A 17,678-nucleotide genomic window follows, 5' to 3' on the forward strand; every position below is an offset into this window, starting at 1 on the left:
GGCGTTAACTATAAATCAGCATATGCCCCAACCGTATCCATGGTTCTATAGCCAAAACAAAAAGCTCCAGAACCAACATCCTGGAGCTTTCCCATTACAGCGACATCTTGATAACTTTTTTATAATATAGCACTGATAGAATCCCAAAAATCGAATACAGTGCTGCGTACAATCCCATGACAAGTATCATTGGTGTCCATAGCTCGGTGCCGAAAAAGAACCAGCCTGATTTAACGGCAAAGTAGCTGTGCAAAAGGCCGACAACAAGTGGGATTCCGAAATTGAATAGCTGTTTTCCGATGATTCCATGCATAAGATCATGTCGGGTGAAGCCCAGTTTTCGCAGAATCCTATAATTAGGCTGTTCTTCGTCACCTTCCTCGACTTGTTTAAAATAGAGAATACAACCTGATGTAATCAAAAAAGTGAGGCCGAGGAATCCAACAATGAACATAATCAGACCCATATTCATTTTCTGCTGTTGCGACTCCGAATATTGCGAGCTATTACCGAACTCTTCACTAAATGGGAAGCTTTTGAAAAGGGTATCCGCTGTTTCCACTGATCCTCTATCATCTAGCATAAAGCCGATATAGATAGAGGAGTCTCGTTGAATATCTGGATCCAAATCATTGGCAAGAGCATTAAATGTGTTTTCATTCACAATAGCAGTAGGCATTCCGCCAGTAAAATAAAGAGAAAGGACACTATCTCTTGATAATCCTAAATATTCTTGAGTAATAGATGCGGTGGATCCTTGAAAAGTGAGTGTTCCTGCATCCTGCAAATCTAATAGAGCCTGCATTGCGTCACTAAAACCGGAGAATAGCGTCTCGTGTTCACTTACTTCGACGCCTTCCACTTGACGGTCACTAACCACTGCCATAGTCATAATACCTCTGTTATTCTGAAAGGTTGCCACCTCGCTCGCGACGATATCATTTATATCAACTTTCACTTGAATCACATCAATCATATGCTGACTATAGGAAATCCCATTTTCCTTTAATAGCGCACCGAAAACCTGTGCATTCTCTGTGGTTACAAAAGTGAAATCAGCTGGTGTAGAACTCTCAGCATTTTTCTCAGCTGAATAATAGGAAATATAGCTTAAGGATAGCAGTCCAATGGCTAGAGCGGAGACAGTCGTTATAATGGTAAGCAGCATTGCATTAGATTTCATGCGAAACATGATGGAAGAAAGGGACATTACTTGGTTGATGTTTAAATATCCGCCTTTATTCTTTCTAATTATGTTGGTAATAAAGCTTACCGAACCTTTATAGAAAAAATAAGTCCCGATAATGACGGACGCTAAAATAAAGAGCATGGCCATAAAGAGATAATTCATCGAAACAAAACTGCCATTAAAAAGCCTCGCTGATACATAGTAACCAGCTGCAATTAGCAGGATTCCCAAAATTCCAATTAAAATTTCTGCAAATGAAACCTTCTTCACTCTGCCTTCCGTTTTACTCCTCACTTGAAAAAGTGACAAAATGGTTTGGTGCTTAATAAACAGAAAGTTCATCAGCATAATTAATAGGTAGATACCACTGAAGACGAGCAATGTTTGGATAAAGGCTTGACTTGAAAAATAGAGAGAAGCAACAGCATCCACCCCGATTATTTTAAATAAAGTCATGGCCACCAATTTAGAAACCGCAAAGCCGAAAAACGTCCCAATTAATAGCGAGCCGAAATAGAGCAAGAAGTTTTCAGCACTAAGGATGAGAAAAATACGGTTTTTCGTCATACCAATGAGCTGAAACAAACCAATTTCTTTACTGCGTCTATTAATAAATAGTTTGTTTGCATATAGCAAAAACACCGTCACAATTGTGATAAGGAGCACACCTGCTGCTCTGATTGCTGCAGCTCCTCTAACCGATCCAGATGCCTCATCCATGGAAGGGTCATATTGTAAGGTGACGAAGGCAAAGTAGAGGGCAGCGCTAAAGATGAGCGCAAATACATATAAATAATAGCTCTTTAAATTCTTTTTAAAGCTGCGCATAATAAGCTGATTAATGCTCATAATGCACCCCGCCTAATACACCCTGCGTCTTCATAATGTCTTTTAAGAAGGTGTTTCGGCTTTCTTCGCCTTTGTTCAATTGAGTAAAGATTTGACCATCCTTTATAAAAATGACACGTCTGCTGTAGCTTGCTGCAACAGGGTCGTGTGTCACCATCACGATGGTTGCTTTTCGATTTTCATTTAAGCTGCTTAATTTACCTAGAAGATCAGACGCTGCCTTTGAATCAAGGGCACCTGTAGGTTCATCAGCGAAAATAATACTTGGCTCGTGGATGAAAGCCCTCGCTGCAGATGTTCGTTGTTTCTGACCACCTGATATTTCATTAGGATATTTATCCGCTATCTCTTCAATTCCAAGCTCTGCTGCGACCACTTGAAATTTCTTTAGTGCTTCTTTTTTGGAAATACCGGTGATTGAGAGAGGCAATAAAATATTTTCTTTTACTGATAAGGTATCTAGTAAATTGTAGTCTTGAAAAAGGAATCCAAGATGATTCTTTCTAAATTCCGCTAGCTTCTTTTCCTTGCTTTTCGTTAGTTCCTCACCTTCAATTATTAAGGAGCCATGGCTTAGTCTGTCGATCGTAGATAACACATTTAATAGAGTTGTCTTCCCTGACCCTGATGCTCCCATGATCGTAAGAAATTCCCCTTTTTCAATGTTCATATCAATACCCTTTAAGACCTCTTGCTTCGTAAATTTATTTCCATAGCTTTTATGGATTTTTCTAGCTTCAAGTATATGCATAAAAAAAACCTCCACCTGTTATGATACCTTTATTGTACAAAGCCATGCACAAACAGTCTTTTGATTCTCCTTACAAAACAGCGAAAGCGAGTGACATTTTTGTCACACGCTTTGAATTTGGAGAAAACTATTTTCTTTTGAGAATGTGAGGGTAAAAGTTGTCCCTCTTCCAATCGTTGAGAGCACAGAAAGTTGAATACCAAGCGGGAGGGCAGCCTTCTTTGCTAAATATAACCCCATACCAGTAGCATGCTGGTCCTGATGCTTGCTTGTAGACGTAAACCCTTTATCAAAAATTCGATCCACATCACGAGGGTCTATACCGCGGCCGTTATCTGCTACAGTAAGGATTGTGTGGTTCATTTCATCAAACGACTGTATTGTAATTTCTGATCCTTCTTCGCTGTACTTCACAGCATTTGTTAAAAGCTGACGAAGAATAAAGGACAGCCATTTCGCATCAGTGAGCACATATGGAGAAGATAATTCTACATCAAAACCAATTCCCTTTTTTAAACACCAAGAACGCAAAGTGCGAATTTCACTATTAAGAAGGGACTCAAGTTCAACGGTTTCAATGAACAAATCATTTTCCATAAAGGGAATCCGCTTTTGATGCAGCTGCTGATCAAGAAGGTAGTGGATTCTTAACCATTCGTACATAAGTTCAGATCTTAATTGCTGGTTTTCGGTGCGATCAATGATTAATTTCAGGGCAGTTAAAGGTGTTTTGACCTCGTGAATCCAAGAAAGCAGCTCATCTTTCTCTTGTTCAAGGAGAAACTGGTTCGTTGACGCCTCTTTTTCTAACTGTTCAATGGAAGAAGAAATCTGATGATAAATAAAAGACTCAAAGGGACTGTTTTTTTCGGGAAGACTCGTAATATCAGTCGTACTCTCTCTTTCACCAAGCTCCTTAAAAAAAGAAGTTTCCTTAAAATAACGAATAACAACAAACAGGAAGAAAATAACGAGTGACAAAAATACATAATAGAACATCGAGTCTACCGAAAGAGAGGAATCTAGGTAGGCCATTATTAAAGCAAGAATCAGCAAAAAAACTACCATCAGGATCCAGCTGATTCGCTCCATTAAAAATAACCTAATCATTTTTTCACCTGCTCTAGAGCCGTATACCCTTGCCCCACCTTCGTTTCTATTCCATCTCCAAGCCCTATTCCAGCTAGCTTTTTTCGGAGCCTGTTTACATTTACCGTTAACGTATTATCACTAATAAAACGATGATCGTCCCATAGCAGGTTCATTAAATCTTCTCGGCTGACAATTTTATTCTTGCGTTCAACAAGCAGCTTCAAGATAAATATTTCATTTTTAGTAAGCTCAATCATCCCCATTTCATTTGTCACGCGGTTTCTCTCCAAATCAATTGTTGCACCCATCCATGTTTTCAAATCGGAGGTGGTTGTACTGTAGTTATGTACACGACGCAAAATGGCCTGGATTTTTGCGATTAGCACGTCAAAGTGGAAGGGTTTCTGAATAAAATCATCGGCACCTAAATTCATCGACATTACCATATCTGTAGGATGATCCCTTGAAGATAAGAAGACAATCGGAACTTTCGAATGCTCACGAATCATCCGGCACCAATGAAATCCATCATATTTCGGAAGCTGAATATCAATAATCACTAAGTCTGGCTGAATCTCAGCAAAGCTCTCCATGACAAGCTGGAAGTTCTCAACTCCAAACACTTTATATTCCCAATCTATAAGCCGGTCTTTTATCTCTTTAAATAGAGAAGCATCATCTTCAATTAACAATATTTTAAACAACCGAATCACCCACGCTTTCACTAAAAGTATAGCAAAAACTCATGGAGAAGGGTAATTTTGGCAGAGAATTATCCAAAAATAGTTTTTCTTTTTTTCTGCCTGTAGGACAAGGCATCCCGCATCCTCCCTAAGACCGGAACCACCCCTTCTTCTTGAACCAAGCATACATTGTAATACTAATAACAACCATAAATCCGATGGTCACAAAATAGCTGTACTTCCATGTTAACTCTGGCATATTCTCGAAGTTCATCCCATAGATTCCGGCAATAAAAGTCAAAGGCGCAAAAATCGAGGTGATAATCGTGAGAACCTTCATCACATTATTGGTTTGATGAGAGTTCAGAGAAAGATAGTTGTCCCGTATATCGGAGGTTAGTTCCCTATTGGACAACACCATCTCAGATAGCTTTAACAGATGATCATAGATGTCGGAGAAATACTCCCGGCGTTCTCTAATGCCATCTAAGTGATGGGAATTTAGCATCCGGTACAACAAGTCACGCATTGGATTGATGGTATGCCTGATATTCAGTAGCATATGCCTTGTATCAAATAGCTCGTTCATCAAAAGGTTCATCGATTTATTTTCCTTATTATCATCAAGCATGTCCAATTTGTCTTCAATCTGGTAGATTAGCGGAAAATAGCTGTCGACAATTTTATCAAATACTTCATATAAAACGTAATAGGAATCCCAGTTGCCCTCTTCTTCTTGACCTGCTAAACGATTCCACACCTGATCAATTTCAGTTAATGGTTGGTGGTGAAAAGAGACAACATAATTTTCTCCTATAAAAAAGTCCAGTTCAGCCTTGGAAATTTCCTGTTCGTCTTCTTGTAAAAGATGAATAACATAAAAAGTGTAGTCATCATAATAATCCAATTTTGGCCGCTGCATCCGGTGAATACAGTCTTCTATCGCCAGTGGATGAAAATGGAAGGTATCTGCCAGGTGGCTGATTTCCTCATTAGTAGGCTCCTGAAAATCCACCCAATACCATTTATAGTCTGGCAAGCTAATATTGTTCAAGGAAGATTTTATCGTTACGTTATTCTCCTTCGTAATCCCCATAAATTTAATCATGTTATCAGTCTCCTGCTGGTAAAATCAAATACTAGTTTCTATTATACAATACCCTTAATCGGTTATTTTTAGCGCTATAAATAGAATCATAAAACCGGATCACGAGGAGTATTCTCTAAGAAACGGGACAAATCCTGACGAACGCTATCCAATACCTAAGCAAACGATAATTTTTCCAAGCAGCCTAACAGTCTACCAATCGCAAAACTGCAGACAAAATAAGGATTTATCATGTCGACACAGATATTGGTATTTGATATAATTGTTATCGGTTACAAGTTTAAATATTAAGAGCAATCAGAAAAATACAAGGCTTCGGAGGGGGCGGGCATGAATCTACTAAACTTATATCAAAATAACTATTTGATCGTGGTTGTATTCTTAGCTCTAGGTGTATTACTTCCGGTCGTTGCGTTAACAGCAGGAAGACTGCTGCGGCCGCATAAACCGTCTATTGCAAAGCAGACGACCTATGAGAGCGGAATTGATCCCTTTCATGATTCACGTGTCCAGTTTAACGTACGTTATTACATATTTGCGCTGTTATTCGTCATCTTTGATGTGGAAACAGTGTTCCTTTATCCATGGGCAGTAGCATATGAGAAATTGGGCGTTTTTGCACTAATTGAAATGCTTATTTTCGTTGTGATGCTGCTGATTGGACTACTCTATGCTTGGAAGAAGAAGGTGTTAAAATGGATCTAAATTTAGAGAGTATATCCCCAGAAGAAATGGAAGAGCTCAAGCAGACCGTCTTTCTTACAACATTGGAGGAACTCAAAGCATGGGCCCGCAGCAACTCCATGTGGCCGATGACATTTGGACTTGCCTGCTGTGCAATCGAGATGATGGGAGTAGGATCTTCTCATTACGATTTGGATCGTTTTGGTTCCTTTTTCCGTACATCTCCACGTCAATCAGACTGTATGATCGTGTCCGGTACCGTTACGAAAAAAATGGCGCCCGTTCTAAAGCGCCTTTATGATCAAATGCCTGAGCCGAAATGGGTCATTGCAATGGGATCCTGTGCAACCGCGGGTGGTCCGTATATCAAATCCTATGCTGTCGTCAAAGGAGTGGACCAAATCGTACCCGTAGACGTGTACATTCCAGGATGTCCACCAAATCCAGCGGCTCTTATTTATGGAATCAATAAATTAAGAGAGAAAATTCGCCACGAAGCTAAGACAGGGAAGCAGGTGATCTAGCAGTGAGCGATGAAAAGAGTTTAGAAGAACAGAAGAAAGAAGCCGCGGCCAAAGCGAAAGCGGCAGCGCTGGCAAAATTAAAAGCAAAACAAGAAGCAACTGGTGAAGCGAGCGGTAACATAGAGAATCAGGACCAAGACCTTGCTAAGAAAAAAGCAGCGGCGGCAGCAAAAGCCAAAGCAGCAGCACTAGCCAAGCAAAAGGCAATAGAACAAGAAGCGTCAAGTACCCCAGAACCTAGCGGAGAAGAAGATGAAGCCAAGGAACTAGCCAAGAAAAAGGCAGCGGCGGCAGCAAAAGCCAAAGCAGCAGCACTTGCCAAGCAAAAGGCAAAAGAACAAGAAGCGTCAAGTACCCCAGAACCAAGCGGAGAAGAAGATGAAGCCAAGGAACTAGCCAAGAAAAAGGCAGCGGCGGCAGCAAAAGCCAAAGCAGCAGCACTAGCCAAGCAAAAGGCAATAGAACAAGAAGCGTCAAGTACCCCAGAACCAAGCGGAGAAGACGATGAAGCCAAGGAACTAGCCAAGAAAAAGGCAGCGGCGGCAGCAAAAGCCAAAGCAGCAGCACTGGCAAAACAAAAGGCGAAGGAACAAGAAGCGTCAAGTACCTCGGAACCAATCGGAGAAGAAGACGAAGCCAAGGAACTTGCCAAGAAAAAAGCAGCGGCAGCAGCCAAAGCAAAGGCAGCTGCACTAGCTAAACAAAAGGCAAAGCAACAACAAGAGGAAGCCTCGGAAGCTCCGGAAGCAAGTGAGACTACCGGGGAAGACCTTGAACTAGCAAAGCAGAAAGCAGCGGCAGTTGCAAAAGCGAAGGCCGCAGCAGCGGCAAAGGCAAAAGCAGCAGCTCTCTCAAAGCAAAAAGCCAAAGGGGAAGATCAAGAATCCTCCACCGCTGGAGACGACAAAGCCAAAGCTATCGCAGCAGCGAAAGCGAAAGCGGCAGCAGCCGCAAAGGCAAAGGCGGCAGCACAGGCGAAACAGAATCGTGACAACGGAGACGAGCCGGCAGGGGACGATGAACTGGCCAAAGCAAAAGCCAAGGCAGTAGCAGTCGCCAAAGCGAAAGCAGCAGCTGCAGCGAAAGCCAAATCAGCGGCTGCAACAAAAGCAGGCGGAGCGGATGCAACGGAAGACACGCCAAAAGAGCCGTCACCTAACCAAAAGTACTTAGATAAATATATAAAAGTTATCAACGACAACCTTGGCGAGGATATCCTAGAAGACGCTTATATTAATACGCTCTCCAAAGATGTACCGACACTTGTTGCGAAACCTGAGACTTATTTTAAAATAGCAGAATTTCTGCGCTACAATGAGCAGTTAACATTTGAATATTTATCTGAAATGCACGGATCCGATTTTGAAACGCATATGGAGATTTATAACCATTTTTACTCTTATAAAAATAGTCAGTCCGTGGCGTTGAAGGTAAAGATAGATCGTGACAAACCTGTCATTCCATCCCTGCAGCCATTGTGGGAAGGGGCAAACTGGCCGGAGCGTGAGACCTTTGATTTACTAGGGATTCAGTTCGTAGGGCATCCCAACTTAACACGAATCATGCTGCCGGATGATTGGGTTGGCCATCCGCTGCGCAAAGATTATGAGCCGTACGATGTGGAGGTGTAGCAGATGATTCGCACGGAGGAAATGCTTTTAAATGTAGGACCACAGCATCCAAGTACACATGGAGTGTTCCGTCTTGTTATTAAAATAGACGGAGAAATTATTAAAGAAGCTACACCTGTAGTCGGCTATCTGCATCGCGGAACGGAGAAACTGGCGGAGGACCTTCAATATACACAGATTATCCCGTATACGGACCGGATGGATTATTTGTCAGCGATGACGAATAACTATGTGCTCTGTCATGCAGTAGAAACGATGATGGGACTAGAGATTCCTGAACGCGCCGAGTACCTGCGAGTGCTAGCGATGGAGCTTGGTCGAGTGGCAAGTCACCTTGTCTGGTACGGTACATACCTTCTTGATATTGGTGCGGTTAGTCCATTCCTTTATGCGTTCCGTGAGCGCGAAATGATTATTAATCTACTAAATGAGCTTTCAGGTGCCCGATTGACCTTCAACTACATGCGTGTTGGGGGCGTAAAGTGGGATGCTCCGGAAGGCTGGATTGAAAAGGTAGAAGAATTTGTTCCGTATATGAGGGAGCAACTGAAAGGCTACCATGATCTTGTAACTGGAAACGAAATCTTTATGAGTCGTGTCAAAGGGGTAGGCCGTTATACAAAAGAGGATGCCTTGGCATATTCCTTAAGTGGGGCGAACCTCCGCTGTACAGGGGTAAAATGGGATCTTCGAAAAGATGAGCCATACTCGATCTATGACCGTTTTGATTTTGATGTACCAACAAGGGAAGGCGGAGACGCATGGGCCCGTTATCACTGTCGCATGGAGGAAATTGAAGAGTCCTTAAAGATAATTGAACAAGCAGTCGCTCAATTTCCGGAAGAAGGCCCGATTATGGCAAAAGTTCCGCGAATCATTAAAGCTCCTAAAGGGGAAGCGTACGTGCGCATCGAATCTCCTCGTGGCGAAATCGGCTGTTATATTGCAAGTGATGGCAAAAAAGAACCGTATCGCTTAAAGTTCCGCCGTCCATCCTTTTACAATCTGCAAATTCTGCCGAAGCTGCTTGAAGGAGAAAACATGGCAAACCTGATTACCATTTTAGGCGCAATCGACATTGTCCTAGGGGAGGTTGATGGCTAATGATTCAAGATTTATTACATTCCGCACCATCCTGGACGAACTTTTTCATCTACTTTGGCCTCGCCACCGCCCTGCTATTGGCGGTTTTGGGCTTTGTTACATATGGTATTCTTGCAGAGCGTAAAGTTATGGGATTTATGCAAGGACGAATGGGACCTAATCAGGTTGGAGGATCATGGGGCCTTTTGCAAACAGTAGCGGATGTGTTGAAGCTATTGCTAAAAGAAGACACCATTCCCAAAGACGCCGATCGTCCATTATTTATCCTTGCACCAGTTATTGCTTTTACACCGGCATTTCTGGTACTTGCCGCCATACCTTTTACAGAGCATTTTCAATTTGCCGATATCGGGGTTGGCTTGCTGTACTATATTGCCATCTCTGGAATAACAACAGTTGGAGTCGTAGCTGCAGGCTGGGCTTCCAATAACAAATACTCGCTGCTTGGCGGAATGCGTGCAGCGGCACAGATGATTTCCTATGAAGTACCGCTAGTTATGTCAGTCATTGGGGTGGTTCTGCTTGCAGGAAGCTTAAATCTCAATGAGATTATTGCCACACAAGGGGAAACCATGTGGTTCATTTTGCTTCAACCAGTTGGATTCATTATTTTTATCATTGCATCAGTTGCAGAATTAAACAGAACACCATTTGACCTTCCAGAAGCAGAGTCCGAGCTTGTTGCAGGATACCATGTCGAATACTCCGGCTTTCGCTGGGCATTCTTCATGCTCGCCGAATATGTCTACCTGTTCGCAATGGCATCCCTAACAACCGTACTATTCCTAGGCGGCTGGCTAGCACCCTTTGGATTCCTAGACTTCATCCCAGGAGCCATCTGGTTTGCACTAAAATTCAGCCTCGTCGTATTTTTCCTCATCTGGATCCGAGTAACCTTCCCTCGCCTGCGAGCGGATCAGTTAATGGAATTCGGCTGGAAAATACTACTACCAGTAGCCTTAGCGAACATCTTCTTCACGGCAATAATAAAAGAAATCTTTTTTAAATAAGACGCTATAGAAAGCTGGAACAGAGGTCACCAAATTTAAAAAGTTGCCCTCTTGTGAAATGAAGGAGGCCACTGAAAAAGCACATAATTTTAGGTTTGGGTTAAACACCGCTGTTACTTTCCGCAAATGGCTTCGCTTTCCGCGGGGCGACCTTGAGCCTCCTCGGGCTATGCCCTGCGGGGTCTCAAGTTTGTCGCTACTCCCCCGCTGGAGTCTACGCCATTTGCTCCAATCCACAGCTAGAATCCACCTAAAACTATATGTTTTCAGTTTTCAGTGGCTTCGAAATGAAGTGACAGGTAATCCACTCCACTGCCCGTGGAAAGCAATCACTTAGAACGCAATGCAACAGGGAGTTAAAGAGTGTACCTATGTTTACAGGGATAAAGCGCCCCCCCTTCATGAAAAGTGGGAGAAGAAAATCACCAAACATAAAAGGTGCCCTCCCCTGTGAAATGAAGAGGAAGGTGATCGACTCCGGCGGGAGATAGCGGTAGACGGGAGACCCCACAGGCTTCAGCCGAGGAGGCACCCGCCCCGCCCCGCGGAAAGCGAACACCTGAAGCGCAATGGAACAGGGAGTTAAAAGGTGTACCAATCTTTACGGGGATTAGCTGTCCCCCACCATGAAAAAGCGGGTTAAGAGTCTACCCAACCTAATACAGATTTTATAAAAGCACCATACCACAGTAACAAGAATAGGGGTGAAGCAAAAATGCGCGGTCTTGCCAAAGGTTTAAAATATACCCTACAAAACTTAACCAAGAAAAAAGTAACCTACAATTACCCAGAAGAGCCGCTGCCACTACCAGACCGGTTCCGCGGTATCCAAAAATTCTACCCGGAAAAATGCATCGTCTGTAACCAATGTGCCAACATCTGTCCAACAGACTGTATTCAGCTTACCGGGAAGAAGCATCCGGATCCGACCAAAAAAGGGAAAATCATCGATACGTATGACATCAACTTTGAAATCTGTATTTTATGTGATTTATGTACAGAAGTTTGTCCAACAGAAGCCATAGTCATGACCAATAATTTTGAGCTCGCCGAGTATAGCAGAGATCGTCTATTCAAAGACCTTCAATGGCTTGATGAAAATGACACGAACATCAGAAGGGAGAATAAAGCATGAGTATATCCGGTGAATTTATCATCTTTCTCCTTTTAGCATCCTCTGCAATCGCTGGTGGCGTGCTCATGCTCAATCTTACAAAGGTTGTGCATATGGTCGTCGCGCTTGTGTTCACTTTTATCAGCATTGCAGGCATTTATGTCATGCTATCTGCTGAGTTCGTCGCCGCCGTGCAAATTCTCATCTACTCTGGAGCGATTACAATCATCATGCTTTTTGGAATCATGCTTACCCGTCATAATGATGAATCGGAAACAGCAGGACCTTTGCGCAAGATTCTCGTGGGTCTAGGAGTATTGGGCTTCGCTGTGGTCATGTACTTAGGGGTTTTCAGCCTAGACTTAGGAAGCGAGCCGACAGAGCTACATGTCGACAATACTGAAAAAATCGGGATGGCAATTTATGCTAAATATGTGATTCCTTTTGAATTAACCTCGGTTCTATTATTAGTTGCCCTTGTTGGTGCCATTATTTTGGCAAAACGGGACAATGAAGATGAAGAAGAAGAGGAGGCGAACAAGGAATGACACAGGTTCCATTATCAGCCTACCTGGTATTAGCGCTCATTTTATTTTGCATAGGACTTTACGGAGCACTAACAAAGCGGAATACGGTAATCGTACTGATCTGTATTGAGCTGATGTTAAATGCCGTGAACATAAACTTAGTTGCATTTAGTAAATTTGGTATTAACCCGTCGATTACAGGGCAAGTGTTTTCTCTGTTTACCATAACGGTCGCAGCGGCAGAAGCAGCGGTAGGGTTAGCAATCCTGATTGCGCTATATCGCAACCGCAAAACGGTGAATATCGATGAAATGAATACGTTGAAAAATTAGAGGAAGTTCAAAAAATCTTTTGAACCCGACTAAAGATTCAACAGCTTGACTATATCGTGGGAAAACAAACCCGCGTAAGAGAAGGGGACTTGATACGATGATGGAGAATGCTTGGATCATCCCGCTTTTTCCGCTGATCTCCTTTATCCTACTTCTGTTTATTGGGAAAAAGTTAAAAGAAACGAGTGCCTATATCGCAATGGCGCTCATCGGGTTTTCACTTATCTTTTCCGTAATAACACTATGGGAGCGGTTTTCAGCACCATCCTTTAAGGCGACATTTGAGTGGCTCCAAGTGGGCGATGTTACCTTAACGGCGGGATATGAAGTAAATCAATTAAACGCCTTGATGCTTGTCGTAGTATCACTTGTCAGTTTATTAGTACATATCTATTCCAAAGGCTATATGCACGGAGATGAACGTATTTCAGTCTTTTATGCATACTTAGGGCTCTTTACCTTTGCGATGCTGGCGCTAGTGATTTCACCGAACCTGCTTCAGCTCTATGTCTTCTGGGAGCTTGTAGGAGTAGGGTCATTCTTGCTCATTGGGTTTTATTTTTATAAAGAAGATGCAAAAGCTGCTGCCAAAAAAGCGTTTATCATGACGCGTATCGGGGATGTCGGGTTATTTATCGGGATTATCCTGTTATTCTGGCAGGTGGGAAGCTTTGAATATAATGCGATTTTTGAAGCGGTCGGTGCGGGAGTGGTTTCTGCAGAGATGCTCACCCTCATTGCGATCATGATCTTCATCGGTGCTATGGGAAAATCCGGTCAGTTTCCACTCCATTCCTGGTTACCGGATGCAATGGAAGGTCCCACACCAGTTTCCGCCCTTATCCACGCCGCGACAATGGTTGCAGCTGGGGTCTACCTGGTAGCAAGCCTGTTTCCACTGTTCAATGCAAGTGAAACAGCCATGATGACGGTCGCAATTGTGGGAGCCTTCACGGCAATTTTCGCCGCATCCATTGGACTGGTGCAAAAGGACATTAAGCGAGTGCTTGCCTACTCGACGGTGAGTCAGTTAGGCTTCATGATGCTTGCACTAGGCACGGCCGGGTATGTGGCAGGAGTTTTTCACTTAACAACACATGCCTTCTTTAAAGCGCTTCTGTTCCTTGCAGCAGGGAGTGTTATCCATGCCGTTCATACGCAGAATATTGACGAAATGGGCGGACTTTGGAAAAAGATGCGCACAACAGGAATATTATTTTTAATCGGAACCCTTGCCATTACAGGTGTTCCATTGTTTTCTGGATTTTTCAGTAAAGAAGAAATATTGATTGCAGCATGGGTTAACGGGAATCCGTTCTTGTTTGCACTAGCGCTTATCGCTGCATTCTTTACGGCCTTCTATATGTTCCGTCTCTTTTTCCTTGTCTTTACTGGCAAGGCACGCGGGGACCAGCGGCATACCCATGAATCACCAAAGATTATGCTCTTGCCGATGATGGTGCTCGGCGTACTCGCAGTGGTAGCCGGGTACATGAACACGCCTTGGTTTGGTCACTTTTTAGGAGACTGGTTAACCGACGGCACCGAAATGTACGGACCGTCACACATTAGTGGACCTGCCTGGATAATGGTTGCTGCCATCCTGGTATCTGCCCTTGGAATCGGTCTTGCATACTTGATCTATTACCGCCGTTCGATTGAGCGGGAAACCTTCAGTACGGGTGCACCTCATCTATACGGCATTTTACGAAACAAATATTTTGTTGATGAATTTTATAAAATGACGTTCGTTTACGGGGCGCGCGTAATCAGCTTGTTTCTGAAATACATTGACGAATTTCTTGTTCAAGGAACAATGAAGGGCGTGGCCCATACCACCCAAGCAATCGGAAAATGGGGCTCAAACATCCAGAACGGCCATACCCAAATATATGGCGCCGTTGCATTTGTTAGTCTCGCAATCTTGCTTATTATTTTTGCGTTCACAGGGGGGTACTTAGGATGAACAGCTTGTTCTTGTCAATCTTGATTTTTGCCCCTCTCTTAGGAATACTTGCACTGCTGTTTATTCCAAAAACGAATGAACAAATAATTAAGGTAGTTGGTGTTGTCGCAACGCTGCCATCCTTACTATTTGCGATTTTAGCCTATGTGCAATACCAAAGTGGTGCAGGACTGGAGCAGTTTTCGGTACAAGTGGAATGGATGAGGTTCGGAAACGCCGCATTTTTTGAAAGCCTTTATGGCATCCAACTGTACCAGCCAATTTCCTTTGAACTAGGACTGGATGGGTTTTCCATGGTGATGATCCTTTTAACCGCTGTCCTTTCCACATTGGCGGCCATTGCCTCGATTCATGTAAAAAAAGAGTGGAAGGGCTATTTTATCCTTTTCCTATTATTACAAATTGGGATGCTCGGAGTCTTTGCATCTGAGAACCTATTATTATTCTTCTTTTTCTTTGAATTAACCTTAATTCCAATGTTCTTCTTAATTGGAAAATGGGGCTATTTTGAAAAAGAAAATGCCGCCTACCGTTTCTTAATCTACAACGGGTTGGGTTCGGCTATTCTGCTTATCGTGTTCGTTATTCTTTTTGCAAAAACAGGAACGATGAACATTGCAGATATTACCGACCTGTTTCGTTCAGGAGATAACGATCTCTTTATCGGCGGGATGACGGATGACCTGCGCCTCGGCTTATTGATCGCACTTTTAGTTGCGTTCGGGGTAAAGCTCCCAATCGTACCACTGCACAGCTGGATGCTGAAGGTGCATGTGCAAGCGCCACCTTCGATTGTTATGTTGCATGCAGGCGTGTTGTTAAAAATAGGAGCATTCGGTTTGATCCGCTTTGGGGTCGGAATCTTCCCGGAGCAGTTCGAACAGATGGCTTTCATTCTAGCAATTTTAGGTGTTATTAACCTGCTATATGGAGCATTTCTGGCGCTCATTCAAACAGATTTCAAAATGGTGCTCGCCTATTCCAGTATCTCGCATATGGGGATTGTGCTGATCGGGCTTGCTTCCTTAAACGAAGCCGGCGTTCAGGGAGCAATTTTCCAAGTAGTTTCCCACGGATTTATCGCGGCGCTGTTGTTCTTCTTGATCGGCGTGATGTATGAGCGTGTAGGGACGACGGATATTGGAAAGCTTGGCGGATTATCAAAAGTTATGCCACTAACGGCCGGCTTCTTCTTAGTCGGGGCAATGGCCTCCTTAGGATTACCGGGTATGTCCGGATTTGTTAGTGAGTTTCTCGCATTCCTTGGCCTTTTCCGAGAAATGCCAGTTGTTGCGGCAGTAGGAACGCTCGGGATTATTCTAACCGCTGCATACCTGCTTAGAGCCGTGATGGGAATGACGTTTGGAAAAACAGCCTCCTATGATGAGAAGGTCGTGGATCTGCGTGGAGTCGAATTTATTCCAGTCGCTGTGCTTGTGTTCTTCATCGTGTTAATTGGTGTGGTTCCAAGCGTTCTCGCACAACCGCTTCAGGAAACCATCGAAGCCATTATTTTAGGATTAGGAGGGTGATGGGAGATGGATATAGAAACGCTACTCAGCTTTGAGTGGGGAGCCATGGCACCGGAATTCATCATCCTAGGTGTAATAACCCTTCTTACTCTATTAGACTTATTTTTACCAAAAAAAATAGACCGGCGTATCCTTGGTTGGATCGGATTCGCAGGCATACTCATCGCCATTGGATTTTTAGTAGGAAGGGTAGGGCAGGACGGGGTAACGTCCATTCTGTATGAAACCTTCCGTCTCGACAGTTTTGCCATCGCATTTAAGCTTCTTTTACTCGTCGGAGCGGCGTTTGTCATGCTCATGGCAGTCAGCTACGAACCAAAGGAAAGCTTAAAAGAATACCGCGGCGAGTTCTATTATCTCTTGCTCGCAGGCCTTCTTGGAACAATGCTGATGGCATCAAGTGGCGATTTAATTACACTTTTCGTCGGATTAGAGCTCCTTTCACTATCCTCTTATATACTGGCAGGATTGCGAAAAAAGAACCTAAACTCCAACGAAGCAGCAATGAAATATGTCATCAATGGCGGAATCGCAACCGCCATCACCTTGTTCGGAATGAGTTATGTGTACGGTCTGACAGGAACAACGAACCTATTGGAAATGCAACAAATCCTCAGCCAAACACGTGCATCGGACATGCAATTCTTATTGATGATTGCATTTATCATGATGTTTATCGGACTTTCCTTTAAACTTGCAACCGCACCGTTTCACATGTGGGCACCAGACGTTTACCAAGGAGCACCGACACCTGTCACCGCATTCCTTGCAGTGGTATCCAAAACAGCCGGATTTGTCATCGTAGTACGTTTATTCATCACGTTATTCTTGATGACACCAGCTCTTGGTAACGAGGTTTCCCTTCTGTTCTCACTAAAAGAATTCATCGCGATCCTTGCGATTGTTTCCATGGTGCTTGGGAACACGGTGGCACTAAAACAGCGCAATGTGAAAAGAATGCTTGCCTATTCAGGGGTGGCACATGCAGGTTACTTGCTTGTGGCAATCTCTTCGGGAAATATTTTGTTCTTATTTGAAACCATGTGGTTCTATCTGTTGGCATATATGTTGATGAACCTCGGTGCATTGGCGATATTGCAGGCCATGACAACAAAGGCAGACAATGAAGATATCAGTCAGTTTGCCGGACTGTATAACCGCTCACCATTGCTTGCCGTTCTGATGAGCATCTTTCTGCTCTCGCTCGCAGGCATACCAGGTACCGCTGGTTTTATCGGGAAATTTTCCATCTTTGTCGGCGCCATTACAGAGCCGTCGAAAGCATATGTACTGGCATCCGTCCTAATCGCAACAACGATTATTTCTTATTTTTACTATTTCGGCATCATGACCCAAATATTCTTCCGTCCGGCTGCAGAACAAGAGAAAATCCACGTTCCAGTGGGGATCTGGATCACGATTATTCTTTGCGCAGCAGGGACCGTCCTATTTGGTATTATGCCAGGCCTAGCCTTAGATTTCTTCCAAGGGAATTTTGATATCCTGCTAGACTTCTTTTCGCCAGGCACAAGATAATACGCTTCACGGTTTGTCAGAAAAAAGGGGTATATGTTTTAATTAG

The 17,678-nt window shown here is 43.5% G+C and carries 16 protein-coding genes; 11 read left to right on the forward strand and 5 right to left on the reverse strand.

Annotated elements, in window-relative coordinates; all coding sequences use genetic code 11:
• Positions 1-94: 94 nt before the first annotated feature.
• The 5 genes from K9B36_RS05685 to corA all read right to left on the reverse strand — a co-directional run bounded on the left by K9B36_RS05685 (position 95) and on the right by corA (position 5,672).
• Positions 95-2,038 (reverse strand): ABC transporter permease, encoded by a 1,944-nt coding sequence (locus K9B36_RS05685; RefSeq protein WP_223701059.1) that lies wholly within the window; start codon positions 2,036-2,038, stop codon positions 95-97.
• Positions 2,028-2,789, reverse strand: coding sequence for an ABC transporter ATP-binding protein (locus K9B36_RS05690; protein ID WP_223701060.1), 762 nt, complete (start codon positions 2,787-2,789; stop codon positions 2,028-2,030). Before K9B36_RS05690 ends, K9B36_RS05685 begins: the two co-directional genes overlap by 11 nt.
• A 102-nt stretch (positions 2,790-2,891) precedes the next feature.
• Positions 2,892-3,899: a sensor histidine kinase gene (locus K9B36_RS05695; RefSeq protein WP_223701061.1), complete on the reverse strand. Its 1,008-nt coding sequence runs from the start codon at positions 3,897-3,899 to the stop codon at positions 2,892-2,894.
• Entirely contained in the window at positions 3,896-4,585 is a 690-nt protein-coding gene (locus tag K9B36_RS05700; protein WP_223701062.1) for a response regulator transcription factor, read from the reverse strand. Before K9B36_RS05700 ends, K9B36_RS05695 begins: the two co-directional genes overlap by 4 nt.
• Positions 4,586-4,712: 127 nt before the next feature.
• The gene (gene corA, locus K9B36_RS05705; protein ID WP_223701063.1) at positions 4,713-5,672 is read right to left on the reverse strand and encodes a magnesium/cobalt transporter CorA; all 960 of its coding nucleotides are present in this window, start codon (positions 5,670-5,672) and stop codon (positions 4,713-4,715) included.
• Between the two features lie 330 nt (positions 5,673-6,002).
• Here corA and K9B36_RS05710 point away from each other — a divergent pair, with 330 nt between their 5' ends.
• The 11 genes from K9B36_RS05710 to nuoN all read left to right on the forward strand — a co-directional run bounded on the left by K9B36_RS05710 (position 6,003) and on the right by nuoN (position 17,632).
• Positions 6,003-6,377: an NADH-quinone oxidoreductase subunit A gene (locus K9B36_RS05710; RefSeq protein WP_223701064.1), complete on the forward strand. Its 375-nt coding sequence runs from the start codon at positions 6,003-6,005 to the stop codon at positions 6,375-6,377.
• Positions 6,368-6,880: a NuoB/complex I 20 kDa subunit family protein gene (locus K9B36_RS05715; protein ID WP_204413003.1), complete on the forward strand. Its 513-nt coding sequence runs from the start codon at positions 6,368-6,370 to the stop codon at positions 6,878-6,880. The genes K9B36_RS05710 and K9B36_RS05715 overlap by 10 nt, the downstream gene beginning before the upstream one ends.
• A gap of 119 nt (positions 6,881-6,999) precedes the next feature.
• Complete coding sequence (locus K9B36_RS05720; protein ID WP_451923551.1) at positions 7,000-8,511, forward strand: NADH-quinone oxidoreductase subunit C; 1,512 nt, start codon at positions 7,000-7,002, stop codon at positions 8,509-8,511.
• Positions 8,512-8,514: 3 nt separating this feature from the next.
• Entirely contained in the window at positions 8,515-9,615 is a 1,101-nt protein-coding gene (locus tag K9B36_RS05725; RefSeq protein ID WP_223701066.1) for an NADH-quinone oxidoreductase subunit D, read from the forward strand.
• Positions 9,615-10,625 (forward strand): NADH-quinone oxidoreductase subunit NuoH, encoded by a 1,011-nt coding sequence (gene nuoH, locus K9B36_RS05730; protein ID WP_223701067.1) that lies wholly within the window; start codon positions 9,615-9,617, stop codon positions 10,623-10,625. The genes K9B36_RS05725 and nuoH overlap by 1 nt, the downstream gene beginning before the upstream one ends.
• A gap of 715 nt (positions 10,626-11,340) precedes the next feature.
• Positions 11,341-11,760 (forward strand): NADH-quinone oxidoreductase subunit NuoI, encoded by a 420-nt coding sequence (gene nuoI / locus K9B36_RS05735; RefSeq protein ID WP_223701068.1) that lies wholly within the window; start codon positions 11,341-11,343, stop codon positions 11,758-11,760.
• Positions 11,757-12,287: an NADH-quinone oxidoreductase subunit J gene (locus K9B36_RS05740; RefSeq protein ID WP_223701069.1), complete on the forward strand. Its 531-nt coding sequence runs from the start codon at positions 11,757-11,759 to the stop codon at positions 12,285-12,287. The genes nuoI and K9B36_RS05740 overlap by 4 nt, the downstream gene beginning before the upstream one ends.
• Positions 12,284-12,598: an NADH-quinone oxidoreductase subunit NuoK gene (nuoK, locus tag K9B36_RS05745; RefSeq protein ID WP_223701070.1), complete on the forward strand. Its 315-nt coding sequence runs from the start codon at positions 12,284-12,286 to the stop codon at positions 12,596-12,598. The genes K9B36_RS05740 and nuoK overlap by 4 nt, the downstream gene beginning before the upstream one ends.
• Before the next feature lie 97 nt (positions 12,599-12,695).
• Positions 12,696-14,564 carry an NADH-quinone oxidoreductase subunit L gene (nuoL, locus tag K9B36_RS05750; protein ID WP_223701071.1) on the forward strand — a complete coding sequence of 623 codons (1,869 nt, stop codon included), beginning with the start codon at positions 12,696-12,698 and terminating at the stop codon, positions 14,562-14,564.
• Positions 14,561-16,096, forward strand: a complete 1,536-nt coding sequence (locus K9B36_RS05755; RefSeq protein ID WP_223701072.1) for a complex I subunit 4 family protein — start codon at positions 14,561-14,563, stop codon at positions 16,094-16,096. Before nuoL ends, K9B36_RS05755 begins: the two co-directional genes overlap by 4 nt.
• Positions 16,097-16,102: 6 nt before the next feature.
• A complete protein-coding gene (gene nuoN, locus K9B36_RS05760; protein ID WP_223701073.1) occupies positions 16,103-17,632 on the forward strand; it encodes an NADH-quinone oxidoreductase subunit NuoN in 1,530 nt (509 codons plus the stop codon).
• Positions 17,633-17,678 lie beyond the last annotated feature (46 nt).

The organism is Sutcliffiella deserti (assembly GCF_020037475.1).
In the GTDB taxonomy this organism is placed as follows: domain Bacteria; phylum Bacillota; class Bacilli; order Bacillales; family Bacillaceae_I; genus Sutcliffiella_A; species Sutcliffiella_A deserti.

Coding starts and splice junctions, on each gene's coding strand:
- K9B36_RS05685 (WP_223701059.1), bottom strand. CDS start 2,038: ATGAGCATTAATCAGCTTATTATGCGCAGCTTTAAAAAGAATTTAAAG.
- K9B36_RS05690 (WP_223701060.1), bottom strand. CDS start 2,789: ATGCATATACTTGAAGCTAGAAAAATCCATAAAAGCTATGGAAATAAA.
- K9B36_RS05695 (WP_223701061.1), bottom strand. CDS start 3,899: ATGATTAGGTTATTTTTAATGGAGCGAATCAGCTGGATCCTGATGGTA.
- corA (WP_223701063.1), bottom strand. CDS start 5,672: ATGATTAAATTTATGGGGATTACGAAGGAGAATAACGTAACGATAAAA.
- K9B36_RS05710 (WP_223701064.1), top strand. CDS start 6,003: ATGAATCTACTAAACTTATATCAAAATAACTATTTGATCGTGGTTGTA.
- K9B36_RS05715 (WP_204413003.1), top strand. CDS start 6,368: ATGGATCTAAATTTAGAGAGTATATCCCCAGAAGAAATGGAAGAGCTC.
- K9B36_RS05725 (WP_223701066.1), top strand. CDS start 8,515: ATGATTCGCACGGAGGAAATGCTTTTAAATGTAGGACCACAGCATCCA.
- nuoH (WP_223701067.1), top strand. CDS start 9,615: ATGATTCAAGATTTATTACATTCCGCACCATCCTGGACGAACTTTTTC.
- nuoI (WP_223701068.1), top strand. CDS start 11,341: ATGCGCGGTCTTGCCAAAGGTTTAAAATATACCCTACAAAACTTAACC.
- K9B36_RS05740 (WP_223701069.1), top strand. CDS start 11,757: ATGAGTATATCCGGTGAATTTATCATCTTTCTCCTTTTAGCATCCTCT.
- nuoK (WP_223701070.1), top strand. CDS start 12,284: ATGACACAGGTTCCATTATCAGCCTACCTGGTATTAGCGCTCATTTTA.
- nuoL (WP_223701071.1), top strand. CDS start 12,696: ATGATGGAGAATGCTTGGATCATCCCGCTTTTTCCGCTGATCTCCTTT.
- K9B36_RS05755 (WP_223701072.1), top strand. CDS start 14,561: ATGAACAGCTTGTTCTTGTCAATCTTGATTTTTGCCCCTCTCTTAGGA.
- nuoN (WP_223701073.1), top strand. CDS start 16,103: ATGGATATAGAAACGCTACTCAGCTTTGAGTGGGGAGCCATGGCACCG.